Source organism: Enterobacter cloacae complex sp. XAL002 (assembly GCF_049236805.1).
Taxonomy (GTDB): domain Bacteria; phylum Pseudomonadota; class Gammaproteobacteria; order Enterobacterales; family Enterobacteriaceae; genus Enterobacter; species Enterobacter intestinihominis.
Map to the genome: position 1 here is coordinate 18,783 of NZ_JBMKJN010000014.1, position 15,869 is coordinate 34,651.

The 15,869-nt window shown below is 56.4% G+C and carries 13 protein-coding genes; 2 read left to right on the top strand and 11 right to left on the bottom strand.

The genetic code is table 11. The annotated features are described in order from the left end of the window. Positions 1 to 55: 55 nt before the first annotated feature. A complete protein-coding gene (gene serA / locus ACOT0L_RS14675) occupies positions 56 to 1,288 on the bottom strand; it encodes a phosphoglycerate dehydrogenase (RefSeq protein WP_126503453.1) in 1,233 nt (410 codons plus the stop codon). Positions 1,289 to 1,553: 265 nt separating this feature from the next. Continuing rightward, positions 1,554 to 2,213 (bottom strand): ribose-5-phosphate isomerase RpiA, encoded by a 660-nt coding sequence (gene rpiA, locus ACOT0L_RS14680; RefSeq protein WP_022649322.1) that lies wholly within the window; start codon positions 2,211 to 2,213, stop codon positions 1,554 to 1,556. A gap of 127 nt (positions 2,214 to 2,340) precedes the next feature. Between rpiA and argP the strand changes: the two genes are divergently transcribed. Beyond that, positions 2,341 to 3,234 carry a DNA-binding transcriptional regulator ArgP gene (argP, locus tag ACOT0L_RS14685; protein ID WP_126503455.1) on the top strand — a complete coding sequence of 298 codons (894 nt, stop codon included), beginning with the start codon at positions 2,341 to 2,343 and terminating at the stop codon, positions 3,232 to 3,234. Between the two features lie 42 nt (positions 3,235 to 3,276). Here argP and ACOT0L_RS14690 read toward each other — a convergent pair whose 3' ends face one another. The 7 genes from ACOT0L_RS14690 to tkt all read right to left on the bottom strand — a co-directional run bounded on the left by ACOT0L_RS14690 (position 3,277) and on the right by tkt (position 11,666). Then, a complete protein-coding gene (locus ACOT0L_RS14690; protein ID WP_022649323.1) occupies positions 3,277 to 3,999 on the bottom strand; it encodes an oxidative stress defense protein in 723 nt (240 codons plus the stop codon). Between the two features lie 92 nt (positions 4,000 to 4,091). Then, positions 4,092 to 4,727, bottom strand: a complete 636-nt coding sequence (gene argO / locus ACOT0L_RS14695) for an arginine exporter ArgO (RefSeq protein ID WP_003860085.1) — start codon at positions 4,725 to 4,727, stop codon at positions 4,092 to 4,094. A 143-nt stretch (positions 4,728 to 4,870) separates the two neighbouring features. Then, complete coding sequence (locus ACOT0L_RS14700) at positions 4,871 to 5,725, bottom strand: small-conductance mechanosensitive channel MscS (protein ID WP_022649325.1); 855 nt, start codon at positions 5,723 to 5,725, stop codon at positions 4,871 to 4,873. A 188-nt stretch (positions 5,726 to 5,913) separates the two neighbouring features. Beyond that, positions 5,914 to 6,993 (bottom strand): class II fructose-bisphosphate aldolase, encoded by a 1,080-nt coding sequence (gene fbaA / locus ACOT0L_RS14705; RefSeq protein WP_017692704.1) that lies wholly within the window; start codon positions 6,991 to 6,993, stop codon positions 5,914 to 5,916. Between the two features lie 92 nt (positions 6,994 to 7,085). After that, positions 7,086 to 8,249, bottom strand: coding sequence for a phosphoglycerate kinase (pgk, locus tag ACOT0L_RS14710; protein ID WP_368995062.1), 1,164 nt, complete (start codon positions 8,247 to 8,249; stop codon positions 7,086 to 7,088). Positions 8,250 to 8,298: 49 nt separating this feature from the next. Next, positions 8,299 to 9,318: an erythrose-4-phosphate dehydrogenase gene (gene epd, locus ACOT0L_RS14715; protein WP_022649326.1), complete on the bottom strand. Its 1,020-nt coding sequence runs from the start codon at positions 9,316 to 9,318 to the stop codon at positions 8,299 to 8,301. 356 nt (positions 9,319 to 9,674) lie between these two features. Then, the gene (gene tkt / locus ACOT0L_RS14720; protein ID WP_022649333.1) at positions 9,675 to 11,666 is read right to left on the bottom strand and encodes a transketolase; all 1,992 of its coding nucleotides are present in this window, start codon (positions 11,664 to 11,666) and stop codon (positions 9,675 to 9,677) included. Positions 11,667 to 11,938: 272 nt separating this feature from the next. Here tkt and ACOT0L_RS14725 point away from each other — a divergent pair, with 272 nt between their 5' ends. Beyond that, positions 11,939 to 12,697 (top strand): M48 family metallopeptidase, encoded by a 759-nt coding sequence (locus ACOT0L_RS14725; RefSeq protein ID WP_003860073.1) that lies wholly within the window; start codon positions 11,939 to 11,941, stop codon positions 12,695 to 12,697. A 45-nt stretch (positions 12,698 to 12,742) separates the two neighbouring features. Here ACOT0L_RS14725 and ACOT0L_RS14730 read toward each other — a convergent pair whose 3' ends face one another. Then, a complete protein-coding gene (locus ACOT0L_RS14730; RefSeq protein WP_022649334.1) occupies positions 12,743 to 14,383 on the bottom strand; it encodes a thiamine pyrophosphate-binding protein in 1,641 nt (546 codons plus the stop codon). A 13-nt stretch (positions 14,384 to 14,396) separates the two neighbouring features. Continuing rightward, positions 14,397 to 15,866, bottom strand: a complete 1,470-nt coding sequence (locus tag ACOT0L_RS14735) for an aldehyde dehydrogenase (RefSeq protein ID WP_063150138.1) — start codon at positions 15,864 to 15,866, stop codon at positions 14,397 to 14,399. Positions 15,867 to 15,869: the final 3 nt, after the last annotated feature.

The following is a 15,869-nucleotide window of genomic DNA, read 5'->3' on the forward strand; positions in this document are numbered from 1 at the left end:
CGAACATTGCAGGTCGGGTAAGCGTAAGCGCCACCCGACACCACAGACCGCACTATCAGTACAGCAGACGCGCGCGAATCGTCCCCGGAATGGCCTTCATGCTCTGCAATGCTTTCTCAGCAATGTCTTCATCCGCTTCAATATCAATCACCACATAACCCATCTGCGCGTTCGTTTGCAGATACTGCGCGGCAATGTTGACGCCCTGTTCGGCAAAGATCTGGTTGATAGCAGTCAGCACGCCCGGACGGTTTTCGTGAATGTGCAGCAGACGACGCCCGCCGTGTAGCGGCAGAGACACTTCCGGGAAGTTCACCGCAGAGAGCGTTGAACCGTTGTCGGAATATTTGCTCAGCTTGCCCGCCACTTCCAGGCCGATATTCTCCTGCGCTTCCTGAGTAGAACCCCCGATATGCGGCGTCAGGATCACGTTGTCGAACTCGCACAGCGGAGAGGTGAACGGATCGCTGTTGGTGGCCGGTTCCGTCGGGAACACGTCAATCGCCGCACCCGCCAGATGCTTACACTTCAGCGCATCGCACAGCGCAGGAATATCGACCACCGTACCGCGCGCGGCGTTGATCAGCAGTGAGCCCGGCTTCATCAGCGCCAGCTCTTCCGCTCCCATCATGTTTTTTGTGGACGCATTTTCCGGCACGTGCAGGCTGACCACGTCGCTCATGTTCAGCAGGTCAGAAAGATGCTGCACCTGCGTCGCGTTACCCAGCGGCAGTTTGTTTTCGATATCGTAGAAAAACACGTGCATGCCAAGGGATTCCGCCAGAATACCGAGCTGCGTACCGATGTGGCCGTAACCGATAATCCCAAGCTTTTTACCACGCGCTTCGTAGGAGCCCGCAGCCAGCTTATTCCACACGCCGCGGTGTGCTTTGGCGTTAGCTTCCGGAATGCCGCGAAGGAGCAGCAGCAGCTCGCCAATCACCAGCTCCGCCACGGAACGGGTGTTAGAGAACGGCGCGTTAAAGACCGGGATACCACGTTTTGCGGCGGCATTCAGATCAACCTGATTGGTGCCGATGCAGAAACAGCCAATCGCCACCAGCTTTTCCGCCGCAGCAATAACGTCTTCAGTCAGTTGGGTACGGGATCGCAGGCCAATGAAATGGGCATCACGGATGGACGCTTTCAGCTCTTCAGTATCCAGCGCGCCTTTGTGAAATTCGATGTTGGTGTAACCTGCAGCGCGAAGGCTATCGAGCGCTTTCTGGTGCACGCCTTCAACCAGCAGGAATTTAATCTTGTCTTTCTCCAGTGATACCTTTGCCATTTACCCGACCCTGTTTTTATCTGAACTGATGTTGTGCTGGATATAAATCCCGTGCAGCCAACATATCAAAAAAAACTATTGCAGCAATATGAACGTTTGCGTCGGCACTCTGAAGAAAAGTCATACAGAGCAAAATGACAGAGGAAAATGCTATGGAAATTTACAAACGCGGCAGGATCGGCAAAAGAGGCGGAAAAACGTGACACAAGTCACCGAATTTAGCTTTTCAAAATTTTTTAGCGGGGGGAGCGCTCCCCCCGTCAGATCATTTTACGATGGTTTTTACACCGTCAGCCGTGCCGATCAGCGCCACGTCCGCGCCACGGTTGGCAAATAACCCTACGGTAACGACGCCCGGAATGCCGTTGATCGCATTTTCCAGCGCAATGGCATCAAGGATCTCAAGGCCGTGAACGTCGAGGATCACGTTGCCGTTGTCGGTCACCACACCCTGACGGTATTCCGGACGACCGCCCAGCTTCACCAGTTGACGTGCCACGGCACTGCGCGCCATCGGGATCACTTCAACCGGCAGCGGGAAACTCCCCAGAATGTCGACCTGCTTGGAGGCGTCCGCGATGCAGATGAACTTATCCGCCACGGAGGCAATGATTTTTTCACGGGTCAGCGCCGCGCCACCGCCTTTGATCATCTGCATGTGGCCGTTGATTTCATCCGCGCCATCAACGTAAATGCCCAGACGGTCCACTTCGTTGAGGTCGAAAACAGTGATGCCGAGGCTTTTCAGCTTTTCCGTGGAAGCATCGGAGCTCGAAACCGCGCCCTCGATTTGCCCCTTCATCGTGCCCAGCGCATCGATAAAGTGCGCCGCCGTCGATCCCGTACCAACACCGACAATGGTACCCGGCTGTACGTACTGGAGAGCCGCCCATCCTACTGCTTTTTTCAGTTCATCCTGCGTCATGATCGTTTTGCCTGTGGTGTGAAAACTCAGGGCGCATTATAGAACACGTCGAATGGATTTCGTCTGCCACGAAGGGAAAATTGTGTCATAGTGCAGATTAAGCAAAATTAAGGAGTCAGCCAGAGCAATGAAACGTCCGGACTACAGAACACTACAGGCACTTGATGCAGTTATTCGTGAACGCGGTTTTGAGCGCGCGGCGCAAAAGCTGTGCATCACCCAGTCCGCCGTATCACAGCGTATCAAACAGCTTGAAAACATGTTCGGGCAGCCGCTGCTGGTGCGTACCGTACCGCCGCGTCCAACGGAGCAAGGACAAAAGCTCCTCGCCCTGCTGCGCCAGGTTGAACTGCTGGAAGACGAGTGGCTGGGCGATGAACAGACCGGCTCCACGCCGCTGCTGCTGTCGCTGGCGGTGAACGCCGACAGTCTGGCAACCTGGCTGCTGCCGGCCCTTGTGCCGGTGCTGGCCGACTCCCCTATCCGCCTGAATCTCCAGGTTGAAGATGAAACCCGCACCCAGGAACGCCTGCGTCGCGGCGAAGTGGTTGGTGCCGTCAGTATTCAGCCTCAGGCGCTGCCAAGCTGTCTGGTGGATCAGTTGGGCGCGCTGGATTACCTCTTCGTCGGTTCAAAAGCCTTTGCCGAGCGCTATTTCCCGAACGGTGTGACCCGCGCCGCGCTGCTGAAAGCGCCTGCCGTCGCGTTCGACCATCTGGACGATATGCATCAGGCCTTCCTGCAGCAAAACTTCGATCTGCCGCCGGGCAGCGTGCCGTGTCATATCGTTAACTCGTCCGAAGCCTTCGTGCAGCTTGCACGTCAGGGAACCACCTGCTGCATGATCCCGCATCTGCAGATTGAGAAAGAGTTGAAAAGCGGTGAGCTGATTGATTTAACTCCGGGGCTGTATCAGCGCCGGATGCTGTACTGGCACCGTTTTGCGCCGGAAAGCCGCATGATGCGCAACGTCACCGACGCGCTGCTGGCGTTTGGGCATAAGGTGTTAAGACAGGATTGAAAAACAAGCCGGGTGGCGGCTTCGCCTTACCCGGCCTACGGGTTACTGAGCTGGCTTTTCAGTCGGCTCCAGCTGGAACACCACATCAACCTGATCGTCGAACTGAATGGTTGGCTGCTCGTAGGTTTCCTGAGCAGAAACCGGCGCGGCGTCCGCTTTCATCATCCGCACCATCGGGCTTGGCTGGTAGTTTGAGACGTGGTAACGCACGCTGTAAACCGGACCGAGCTTGCTCTTGAAGCCGGATGCCAGCTGCTGTGCCTGATGAATTGCATCATCAATCGCCGCTTTACGCGCTTCGTCTTTATACTTCTCCGGTTGCGCAACGCCCAGCGAGACGGAACGAATTTCGTTCAGCCCTGCCTTCAGCGCACCATCCAGCAATCCGTTGAGCTTATCAAGCTGGCGCACGGTCACTTCTACAGTACGCACGGCGCGATAGCCTTTCAGGATGCTTTTGCCGTTCTGGTAATCGTAATCCGGTTGAGTACGCAGGTTCGCAGAGCTGATGTCTTTTTTCGCGACACCGTTCTGTTCCAGGAAAGAGAGGTATTGCGCAACACGATCGTCTGCCTGTTTCTTGGCGGAAGCAGCATCTTTCGCCGCCACGTTCACTTCAATTGCCAGGGTTGCAACATCCGGTACCGCATCCACGCTTGCCGTACCTGAAGTGACAATGTGCGGGCCGTTTGGCAGTTCATTCGCCTGCACCGACACCGCACCTAAACTTACTAATGCCGCCAGGGCCATCACCTTAAACTTCACTGTCATTCCTCCATGTTGCGAAGAGTGCCCTGTTAACAGGGCTCATGCCAGCAAGCTTAGCGGGTCTTGTTCAGATGTCCATAAGACAACGCTTAGTTGAACAATCCCTGTACGTGATGAATGCCCTCTTTCGCCAGCTGGAAGGCAATAAACCACATCACCAGCCCCACCAGGGTATTGATAATGCGCTGCGCTTTGGCGGTACGCAGTCGTGGCGCCAGCCACGCCGCCAGGATCGCAAGACCAAAGAACCAGAGGAAGGAGGCGCTGACCGTACCGAGCGCAAACCAGCGTTTCGGCTCAACGTCCAGCTGTCCACCCAGGCTGCCGAGCACCACGAACGTATCAAGATAAACGTGCGGGTTAAGCCATGTCACGGCGAGCATGGTGACGATAATCTTCCAGCGCCCTTGCTTCATCACTTCGGCGCTCGCCAGCTCAAGATTGCTGCTCATGGCCGTTTTCAGGGCGCCAAACCCGTACCACAGCAGAAACGCTACGCCGCCCCAGGTAACCAGCGCCAGCAGCCACGGCGACTGCATCAACAGGGCGCTGCCGCCAAAGATCCCGGCGCAAATCAGCAGCAGATCGCTCACCGCGCACAGCAGGGCAATCATCAGATGGTACTGACGGCGGATGCCCTGATTCATCACGAACGCATTTTGTGGACCAAGGGGAAGGATCATGGCCGCACCTAACGCAAGCCCTTGAAAATAGTAAGATAACATAACGTAATTCTCGCAGAGTTGTCCTTGGGCAGACTATACTGCGGGAACGACATTAGAGGAAATGGATAATATTAATTGGGGATTAGCGAGGCTAATAAAAGAAAAGCCCGGTGTCGCTGACGCTTACCGGGCCTACGGAGACGTTACTCTGCTTCTTTGACTTTTTTGACGTTTACGTCCATCTGCGGGTACGGGAAGCTGATGCCGTTAGCATCGAAGTCACGCTTAATGCGCTCCAGCACATCCCAGTATACGTTTTGCAGATCGCTGCTTTTGCTCCAGATGCGCACCACAAAATTAATGGATGATGCGCCCAGTTCATTCAGACGAACGGTCTGCTCGCGGTCCTTCAGAATACGGTCATCTGAAGCAATGATGTTGGTAATCAGAGACTTCACCTGATCGATATCGGAATCGTACGCCACGCTGATGATCAGCTCGTTACGACGCACCGGCTCGCGGGAGAAGTTAATGATATTGCCGGCAATGATTTTCCCGTTCGGTACCACCACAATACGACCGTCGACAGTACGCAGAGTGGTAGAGAAAATCTGTACCTGCAACACGGTACCCGCGATCCCGCCTAAATCCACGTATTCACCGGAACGGAACGGACGGAAGGTTACCAGCAGTACGCCCGCCGCCAGGTTCGACAGCGAACCCTGTAATGCCAGACCAATGGCCAGACCGGCAGCACCGAGCACAGCGATGACGGATGCCGTCTGCACGCCGACACGCCCCAGCGCCGCAATCAGCGTAAAGGCGATGATGCCGTAACGCACAAGCGCGGAGAGGAAATCGGCGACCGTGGCGTCAATGTGACGTGCAACCATCACCCGGTTGACCGCGTTCGATACGATACGCGCCACGATCATCCCGACAATGATGATGGCAATAGCGGCAACAATATTCACAGCGTAGCTCAGCAGTAGCGCCTGGTTGCGCACCAGCCAGTTACCCGCGTGATTGATGCTGTCTACAACATCAAGTTGTTCCATTTATTCTTCCTTTTGCTAAACCAAAACACAAAATCTATCCCTTAAGGGGACAGGCAGGTCAGTAAAGGGTAAACAAAAAGAGCGGGTAATGCCAAACAGATCACAAAATCAGGTATTGCAGGATATTGAAAAAGCATAAAAAAAGGCCCGCATTTGCGGGCCTTCTGATGTGCTGTCAGCAGTTCAAATTACAGAACGTCAACCGCGTTCAGTTCTTTGAAAGCCTGCTCCAGACGAGTAATCATAGAAGTCTGGGCAGCGCGCAGCCATACGCGTGGATCGTAGTATTTCTTGTTCGGCTGGTCTTCGCCTTTCGGGTTGCCCAGCTGACCTTGCAGGTAAGCTTCGTTGGTTTTGTAGTATTGCAGGATACCGTCCCAGGTTGCCCACTGGGTGTCGGTATCGATGTTCATTTTCACTACGCCGTAGCTTACGGAATCTTTGATTTCCTGAGCAGAAGAACCGGAACCGCCGTGGAAGACGAAGTTCAGGCTGTTGTGCGGCAGGTTGTGTTTCTTAGACACATATTCCTGAGAATCACGCAGGATGGTCGGGGTCAGAACCACGTTACCTGGCTTGTACACGCCGTGCACGTTACCGAAGGATGCTGCGATGGTGAAGCGTGGGCTGATTTTGCTCAGCTCGGTGTAAGCGTAATCAACGTCTTCTGGCTGAGTGTACAGAGCAGAAGCGTCCATGTGGCTGTTGTCCACACCGTCTTCTTCACCGCCGGTGCAACCCAGTTCGATTTCCAGGGTCATGCCCATTTTGGACATACGCGCCAGGTACTTAGAGCAGATCTCGATGTTTTCTTCCAGAGACTCTTCGGACAGGTCGATCATGTGAGAAGAGAACAGTGGCTTACCGGTTGCTGCGAAGTGTTTTTCACCTGCGTCCAGCAGACCGTCGATCCATGGCAGCAGTTTTTTCGCGCAGTGGTCAGTGTGCAGGATAACCGGAACACCGTAGTGCTCAGCCATCTGGTGAACATGATGTGCGCCAGAGATAGCACCCAGGATAGCAGCGCCCTGAGGAACGTCAGTTTTCACGCCTTTACCTGCGATGAACGCAGCGCCGCCGTTAGAGAACTGAACGATAACCGGTGCTTTAACTTTTGCAGCGGTTTCCAGTACGGCGTTGATGGAGTCGGTACCTACGCAGTTAACTGCTGGCAGAGCGAAGTTGTTTTCTTTAGCTACCTGGAACACTTTCTGTACGTCATCACCAGTGATAACGCCAGGTTTTACGAAATCAAAAATTTTAGACATGTTGCTTAGTCCTGTATCTTCGGCCGTTAGAAAAGGTGCGAGCTCTGATAAGCGCGCTGAAAATTGGGCAGGTTTCCCTGCCCCTGAATGGCTTACTTCTTAGCGCGCTCTTCGAGCATTGCTACTGCTGGCAGGACTTTGCCTTCCACGAATTCGAGGAATGCGCCGCCACCAGTGGAGATGTAGGAGATCTTGTCAGCAATACCGAACAGGTCGATAGCTGCCAGGGTGTCACCACCGCCTGCGATAGAGAACGCTTCGCTGTCTGCGATAGCGTTAGCCACGATTTCAGTCCCTTTGCGGAAGTTCGGGAATTCGAACACGCCGACAGGACCGTTCCACAGGATAGTTTTTGCGTTTTTCAGGATTTCAGCCAGTTTCTGTGCAGAAACGTCGCCCAGGTCCAGAATCTGCTCTTCATCTTTGATGTCATTAACAGATTTAAGGGTTGCGGTAGCAGTTTCGGAGAACTCGGTCGTCACGCGAACGTCAGTTGGAACCGGGATATCACAGGTGCTCAGCAGGCGTTTGGCTTCGTCAACCAAATCCGCTTCGTAAAGGGATTTACCCACGTTGTGGCCTTGCGCAGCAACGAAGGTGTTCGCGATACCACCGCCAACGATCAGCTGGTCAGCGATTTTGGACAGGGAATCCAGAACGGTCAGTTTGGTAGAAACTTTAGAACCACCAACGATAGCGACCATCGGACGAGCAGGTTCTTTCAGTGCTTTACCCAGAGCTTCCAGTTCGTCAGCCAGCAGTGGACCTGCACAGGCGACGTCTGCGAATTTACCGATACCGTGGGTAGAAGCCTGCGCACGGTGAGCCGTACCGAATGCATCCATCACGAATACGTCGCACAGCGCAGCGTATTTTTTGGACAGGGTTTCGTCGTCTTTCTTTTCGCCTTTGTTGAAGCGAACGTTTTCCAGAACAACCAGCTCACCTTCAGCAACTTCTACGCCGTCCAGGTAATCTTTCACCAGGCGAACCGGGTTGGACAGTTTGTCTTTCAGGTAATTAACAACCGGCAGCAGAGAGAACTCTTCGTTGTACTCGCCTTCAGTTGGACGGCCCAGGTGGGAGGTGACCATCACTTTAGCGCCCTGCTTCAGAGCCAGTTCAATGGTTGGCAGAGATGCACGGATACGCGCGTCGCTGGTCACTTTGCCATCTTTAACCGGTACGTTCAGATCGGCACGGATGAAAACGCGTTTACCTGCCAGATCCAGATCGGTCATCTTAATTACAGACATGGTGAATCCTCTCGTTGATTCTTAAAGTTTTGCAAGCGCAAGGTGCGCTCTACCTGAAACCTTTTGCGGCCATGGCTAACGTGGTGTCGAGCATTCGGTTAGCAAAGCCCCATTCGTTATCACACCAGACCAGCGTCTTGATGAGGTGCGCACCACTGACTCGCGTCTGCGTGCCATCCACGATGGCACTGTGCGGGTCGTGGTTAAAATCTACTGAGACCAACGGTAATTCCGTATAGTCAACTATACCATGAAATGCTCCCTGTGCCGCTTTTTGCAGCAACAGGTTGACTTCACAGGCTTTTACCGGTTTTTTCACCGTCACGCTAAGATCGATTGCGGTGACGTTTATCGTCGGGACGCGCACGGCAATCGCTTCGAAACGGTCGTTAAACTGCGGGAAAATACGGGTGATCCCGGCAGCCAGTTTCGTATCCACCGGAATGATGGACTGGCTCGCCGCGCGAGTGCGTCGTAAATCCGGATGGTAGGCGTCGATAACCTGCTGATCGTGCATGGCGGAGTGAATCGTGGTCACGGTACCGGATTCAATGCCATACGCATCGTCTAACAGTTTAATGACCGGAATAATGCAGTTGGTGGTGCAGGAGGCGTTGGAGACAATGCGGTGTTCAGCCTGCAGCTCGTGCTGGTTGACACCAAACACGACGGTGGCGTCGAGGTCGTGACTGCCGGGATGGGAGAACAGCACTTTTTTCGCGCCAGCATTCAGATGCGCTTCGCCATGTTCACGGTTACCGTACACGCCGGTACAGTCCAGCACCACATCCACACCCAGTTCGCGCCAGGGCAGCTCTTCAATACTGTTCTCATGCAGCACGCGGATGGCATCGTCACCGACGAACAGCTGTTCCCTTTCCTGGCGAACGTCCCAGGCAAAGCGACCGTGGCTGGTGTCATATTTCAACAAATGCGCCATGCCCGCAGCATCCGCCAGTTCATTGATTGCCACCACGGTGATTTCCGCACGACGCCCGGATTCATATAAAGCACGAACCACGTTGCGCCCGATGCGACCGAAGCCATTAATCGCTACGCGTACGGTCATAGATCTCCTGCAAAGCTATCCCTGAGTTTGAGGTGGCTGAAAGAGTAATCCAGCGACGCCCGAAGGGGAATCCTTGCTGTCACAAACTGCGATTGATTGGTCAATTGTCGAACATTTAATCGACTGAAACGCTTCAGCAAGAATAAGCGAATCGGGGAATAAAAGGAATCTCTGTCCAGATGAATAAGCGAGCTATATGACTTGCATCACATTTTCGGTGGAATAACTTACAGAGCAGTTACATGTCTGAGGAATCGTGCATACAAAAAAGCCGGGCGGCGCTAACGCTTACCCGGCCTACATTTTATGCCATTTGTAGGCCCGGTAAGCGTTAGCGCCACCGGGCAAAACGGCAATTACAGCAGTTCTTTCGCTTTAGCGACAACGTTCTCAACGGTGAAGCCGAACTCTTCGAACAGCAGCTCTGCCGGAGCAGATTCACCGAAGGTGGTCATACCGACGATAGCGCCGTTCAGACCCACGTATTTGAACCAGTAATCAGCGATACCCGCTTCCACTGCCACGCGAGCGGAGACCGCTTTAGGCAGTACAGATTCGCGGTACGCGGCATCCTGCTTGTCGAACGCATCGGTAGACGGCATGGAAACCACGCGCGCTTTCACGCCTTCAGCAGTCAGTTTTTCCCATGCGGCAACGGCCAGTTCAACTTCAGAACCGGTCGCGATAAAGATCAGCTCAGGCTGGCCCGCGCAATCTTTCAGCACGTAACCACCGCGGGCGATGTTTGCCAGCTGCTCTGGGGTACGTTCCTGCTGCGCCAGGTTCTGACGGGAGAGGATCAGCGCAGTCGGGCCGTCCTGACGCTCAACGCCGTATTTCCACGCCACCGCAGATTCAACCTGGTCACATGGACGCCATGTGCTCATGTTCGGGGTCACGCGCAGGGAAGCCACCTGCTCTACCGGCTGGTGAGTTGGACCATCTTCGCCCAGACCGATGGAGTCGTGGGTGTAGACCATCACCTGACGCTGTTTCATCAGCGCGGCCATACGCACGGCGTTACGTGCATACTCTACGAACATCAGGAAGGTAGAGGTGTACGGCAGGAAACCACCGTGCAGAGCGATACCGTTGGCAATCGCGGTCATACCGAATTCACGTACACCATAATGGATGTAGTTACCGGCAGTGTCTTCGTTGATTGGCTTAGAGCCAGACCACAGGGTCAGGTTAGATGGCGCCAGGTCAGCGGAGCCGCCGAGGAATTCTGGAAGCAGAGGACCAAACGCTTCGATCGCATTCTGAGACGCTTTACGGCTGGCGATTTTAGACGGGTTCGCCTGCAACTTCGCAATGAACTCGTTCGCTTTCGCGTCGAAGTCAGACGGCATGTCACCTTTCATACGACGGGTGAATTCAGCCGCTTCCTGTGGGAAGGCTTTCGCGTAAGCCGCGAACTTCTCGTTCCAGGCCGCTTCTTTCGCCTGGCCCACTTCTTTCGCATCCCACTGCGCGTAGATTTCAGATGGGATTTCGAAGGCAGGGTGTTTCCAGCCAAGCGCTTCACGGGTCAGTGCGATTTCCGCGTCGCCCAGTGGTGCGCCGTGGGAGTCGTGAGTGCCCGCTTTGTTCGGAGAACCGAAGCCGATGATGGTTTTGCACATCAGCAGGGACGGTTTGTCGGTCACGGCGCGCGCTTCTTCTACGGCACGTTTAATCGAGTCAGCATCGTGGCCATCAACGCCGCGCACAACGTGCCAGCCGTAGGCTTCGAAACGTGCGGCGGTGTCGTCAGTGAACCAGCCTTCAACGTGACCGTCGATGGAGATGCCGTTGTCGTCGTAGAACGCAACCAGTTTACCCAGCTTCAGGGTGCCTGCCAGGGAGCACACTTCGTGAGAAATGCCTTCCATCATGCAGCCGTCGCCCAGGAACGCATAGGTGAAGTGGTCAACGATGTCGTGGCCAGGACGGTTGAACTGTGCCGCCAGGGTCTTCTCAGCAATCGCCATACCCACGGCATTCGCAATGCCCTGACCCAGCGGACCGGTAGTGGTTTCAACGCCAGCGGTGTAGCCCACTTCCGGGTGACCTGGAGTTTTGGAGTGCAGCTGACGGAAATTTTTCAGCTCTTCGATTGGCAGATCGTAGCCAGTGAGGTGCAGCAGGCTGTAGATCAGCATAGAGCCATGGCCGTTAGACAGCACGAAACGGTCGCGGTCTGCCCATGCCGGGTTCTGCGGGTTGTGGTTAAGGAAATCACGCCACAGGACTTCGGCGATGTCAGCCATGCCCATAGGGGCGCCCGGGTGGCCGGATTTGGCTTTCTGTACTGCGTCCATGCTCAGCGCACGAATAGCATTAGCAAGCTCTTTACGTGAGGACATTTTAACTCCAGATCGGACTGTTAAAGGCCATGCCCTTGACGACAGCGCGTTTTGGGCTACGCCGGAAAAAAGTGCCAACAATGTAACCCAAGCCGCAGGGCATGTACATGGACCATTCTTTTGCAGCTTAAGAAATCTCTGGATCATGCTCGCATGTTGCGCAATCTACTCGCCCGCCCCTGTAGATATTCCTTATACTTAGCCCGACACCGGCTTCGTTGACGGTGCATTTTTCGGAATTAATTCAGATTAACGAGTACGGAAGCAACATCATGAAAATGCGTGCAATTGGGCTGGCTGTGGGAACAACGCTCCTGCTAAGCGGCTGTCAGAATATGGATTCTAACGGCCTGATGACCTCAGGCGCAGAAGCTTTTCAGGCCTACTCATTGAGCGATGCGCAGGTGAAAGCGCTGAGCGACGAGGCCTGTAAGGATATGGATGGAAAAGCTACGCTTGCCCCGGCAAACAGCACCTACACGCAGCGTCTGAACAAGATTGCTTCCGCGCTGGGCGACAACATTAACGGTCAGCCGGTTAACTACAAGGTGTATATGGCGAAAGACGTCAACGCCTTCGCGATGGCTAACGGCTGTATCCGCGTTTACAGCGGCCTGATGGACATGATGACCGACAACGAAGTGGAAGCGGTGATCGGCCATGAAATGGGTCACGTTGCTCTCGGTCACGTGAAGAAAGGGATGCAGGTTGCGCTGGGCACCAATGCCGTGCGTGCTGCGGCGGCCTCTGCGGGCGGCATTGTCGGCAGCCTGTCCCAGTCGCAGCTGGGCGACGTGGGTGAGAAACTGGTTAACTCCCAGTTCTCCCAGCGTCAGGAGTCGGAAGCGGATGACTACTCTTACGATCTGTTGCGCAAACGCGGCATCAATCCATCGGGTTTAGCCACCAGCTTCGAAAAACTGGCGAAACTGGAGGAAGGCCGTCAAAGCTCCATGTTTGACGATCACCCGGCCTCCGTTGAACGCGCGCAGCATATCCGTGACCGCATGGCGGCAGACGGAATTAAATAAAACTTCGGCCCGGTGCGCGCCGCGCTACCGGGCAACAAGGCTCAATCAGTACAGCGTTTTCTGTGGCGGCCCGGCAAACTTCAGGGCGCCAATCTGCCCCATCCGCACTTCCACCACCGACGGCCCCGGCATCGCCAGCGCTTCCGTCATCACCGCATCAAAGTCCTCAGCCCGCTCAACGCTCCAGGCCTGTAGGCCAATCGCCTGCGCCAGCAGGGTAAAGTCCGGTGTATGCAGTTCGTTATAATACTGACGCCCGCCAAAATATTTATCCTGAATACCGCGCATTACGCCGTAGCCCCCGTCGTTCATGATGAGCAGCGTCACGTTGGCTTTCTCCTGCGCCAGCGTCGCCAGCTCGCCTAAATTGAGGCTCAGGCCGCCGTCGCCCACCAGTCCCACCACCCTGCGCTGCGGGTTAGCAATCGCGGTGCCGATGGCCATCGGCAGTCCCATACCAATCGCCCCGGCGAGGGAGTGAATGTTCAGCAGCGGACCGTTAGCCCTGAACAGGCGGCTACCCCACAGGCTGCCGGACACGGTGATATCGCGCACCAGCAGGCCGTCTTTCGGCAGGGCTTTTTCTATGGCGTCGTTAAGCTTCGCATAGGCGCCGCACTGCTCGCGCAGCCCCTGCTCAGCTTGCCCGACCGCCTGCTGCACCTGCATATCCCACTGCGCGTTGCCCCACTCGCGGCCCTGCACTTTTTTAGCCAGCGCGCCAAGCAGCGCTGAACAATCGGCTATCAACGTGCTATCCATCAAGTAGTTACGGCTGGCTGCCGCCGGGTCGATATCAATCTGCACGCACGGGGACGGCAGCTCAAGCGTCCAGGAGCGGGTTTCGTTGCTGCGCAGACGTGAACCGGCGACCAGCGTAAAATCACACTGCGCAATGAGCGCCTCCACCGACGGCGAGTTGTGGAACGCCCGCAGGCTGGCGCGGTGGTCGTCCGGCAGCACGCCGCGCGCGTGGGTGCTGGAAATCACGGTGATGCCCGCATCCGCCAGTTTTTTCACCGCCTCAGCGCTTCCCAGCGCCCCGCCGCCCAGCCACAGCAGCGGCTGTTTCGCCTGTTTGAGCTGCGCCCACAGCGCGTCAACCATCCCGGTATCCACGGCTGGAACCGATGCCGGTTTGACCGGGGCAGTTACCAGCGACAGCGGAATTTTGGCGCCCTGAATATCAATCGGGATTTCCACCGAAACCGGTCCGCACGGCGGGGTCTGCGCGTCCTGGATGGCTTTATGCAGAATGGCTATCGCCTGATTCGCATTGCTGATACGGTACGCCCGTTTTGAGCTGGCCTTCAGGAAGGTCAGCTGGTCGCGGGTTTCATGGATAAACCCGGTGTCGGCGTCCAGCCAGGCTTTCTCTACCTGCCCGGTTAAATGCAGCAGCGGCGTGCAGGCATTCATCGCTTCCACCAGCGCGCCTACCGCGTTCCCGGCCCCCGCGCCGGTGCTGGTCAGCGCCACGCCGAGGCCGGAAAAGCGCCCGTGGGCATCGGCCATGGTGACGGAACCGGCTTCACCGCGCGCGGGCACAAAGCGGATATTGCCCCGCTGCCCAACCGCATCCGCTATCGGCAGGTTGTGAATGGAGATGACGCCGTAGATGGCCTCAACCTGATACTGCTCCAGCGTTCTGGCGATGGCGTCGCCGACGGTTATCATTTCGCTCATTGCTCACCCTTTCTCAGTCGCACCAGTGGTTGACGCTGTTACCCGTCGCCAGATAAATGCTCTTTTGTTGCATCCAGGCTTTCAGCCCCTGGATACCCTTCTCGCGGCCCAGACCGCTCTCTTTAAAGCCCCCGAACGGGGTCGAAATCGCAAAAACTTTGTAGGTGTTGATCCACACCGTGCCTGCCTCCAGCTGCTCGCTGAGACGCAGGGCGCGCCCGGTATCGCGCGTCCAGATCCCCGCCGCCAGGCCGTAAACCGAGTCGTTCGCCTCGCGAATAAGCGCCGCTTCATCGCCAAACGGCATCGCCACCAGCACCGGGCCGAAGATCTCTTCCTGACATGCGCGGGCGCTGTTGTGTAGCCCTTCGATAATGGTTGGCTGGAAGAAGCTGCCGTTTGCCAGAGCGGGATCGGCGGGGATCTCGCCGCCGCACAGCACGCGGCCCCCTTCCCGCTTCGCCAGTTCGACGTACTCGATCACGCTCTGGCGATGTTTCTCGCCGATCAGCGGTCCTACATGCACGCCGTCGGTAAACGGATGCCCGACGCGCAGCCCGCGAGTTAATTCCAGCAGCCTCGCCATCAGCGGGGCGTAAATACTCTCGTGGATAAACAGCCGCGATCCGGCGATGCACGCCTGCCCTGCCGAGCTGAAAATGCCGTAGCAGATCCCACGCACCGCCTGTTCGATATCGGCATCCTCCAGCACGATAGTCGGCGATTTGCCGCCCAGCTCCAGCGAGGCCGGGATCAGTTTTTCCGCCGCCACGTGCGCCAGATGACGGCCCGTAGTGGTTCCGCCGGTAAAGGAAATTTTGCGCACGCGAGGATGACGCGCCAGCGCATCACCAATCACCGAGCCTTTGCCCGGCAGCACGCTCAGCAGCCCGGCGGGCAGCCCGGCCTGTTCAAAAATCCGCGCCAACTCCAGCGCCATCAGCGGCGTGGCTTCGGCGGGCTTGAGGATCACCGCGTTCCCGGCGGCAATCGCCGGTGCGACCTTCTGCATTTCGCTGGCAATCGGCGAGTTCCACGGCGTGATGGCCGCCACCACGCCAAGGGGCTCGTAGCGGCTCAGCGTCAGCAGATCCGGCTGGCGCGGTGTCGGAAGTTCACCCTCCAGCAGCTCGCAGGCGGCGGCAAAGTAGCGCGCCGTTCCCGCCGCGCTCATCACCAGCCCGCACGCTTCCGCCAGCGGCTTGCCGTTATCCCGGCTCTGCATCTGCGCCAGTTCATCCACACGGGATTCAATAAGATCCGCCACCTTGTGCAGGATCTTCGCCCGCACGTGCGGCAGGCTGTTACGCCAGGCGGGATCGCGCCAGGCGCGCTCTCCGGCGTCTACCGCCTCCTCCAGGTCATCCAGACTGGCGGCGTTCAGCGTCGCATTGATCGACCCGTCTGCCGGGAAGTGGCTCTGCATCGGGTTACCTCCGCCGTGTCGCCACTGGCCGCCGATAAAAATCTTCAGATCGTCCATCGT

Coding starts and splice junctions, on each gene's coding strand:
- serA (WP_126503453.1), bottom strand. CDS start 1,288: ATGGCAAAGGTATCACTGGAGAAAGACAAGATTAAATTCCTGCTGGTT.
- rpiA (WP_022649322.1), bottom strand. CDS start 2,213: ATGACGCAGGATGAACTGAAAAAAGCAGTAGGATGGGCGGCTCTCCAG.
- argP (WP_126503455.1), top strand. CDS start 2,341: ATGAAACGTCCGGACTACAGAACACTACAGGCACTTGATGCAGTTATT.
- argO (WP_003860085.1), bottom strand. CDS start 4,727: ATGTTATCTTACTATTTTCAAGGGCTTGCGTTAGGTGCGGCCATGATC.
- ACOT0L_RS14700 (WP_022649325.1), bottom strand. CDS start 5,725: ATGGAACAACTTGATGTTGTAGACAGCATCAATCACGCGGGTAACTGG.
- fbaA (WP_017692704.1), bottom strand. CDS start 6,993: ATGTCTAAAATTTTTGATTTCGTAAAACCTGGCGTTATCACTGGTGAT.
- pgk (WP_368995062.1), bottom strand. CDS start 8,249: ATGTCTGTAATTAAGATGACCGATCTGGATCTGGCAGGTAAACGCGTT.
- epd (WP_022649326.1), bottom strand. CDS start 9,318: ATGACCGTACGCGTAGCGATTAATGGCTTCGGTCGCATCGGGCGCAAC.
- tkt (WP_022649333.1), bottom strand. CDS start 11,666: ATGTCCTCACGTAAAGAGCTTGCTAATGCTATTCGTGCGCTGAGCATG.
- ACOT0L_RS14725 (WP_003860073.1), top strand. CDS start 11,939: ATGAAAATGCGTGCAATTGGGCTGGCTGTGGGAACAACGCTCCTGCTA.
- ACOT0L_RS14730 (WP_022649334.1), bottom strand. CDS start 14,383: ATGAGCGAAATGATAACCGTCGGCGACGCCATCGCCAGAACGCTGGAG.
- ACOT0L_RS14735 (WP_063150138.1), bottom strand. CDS start 15,866: ATGGACGATCTGAAGATTTTTATCGGCGGCCAGTGGCGACACGGCGGA.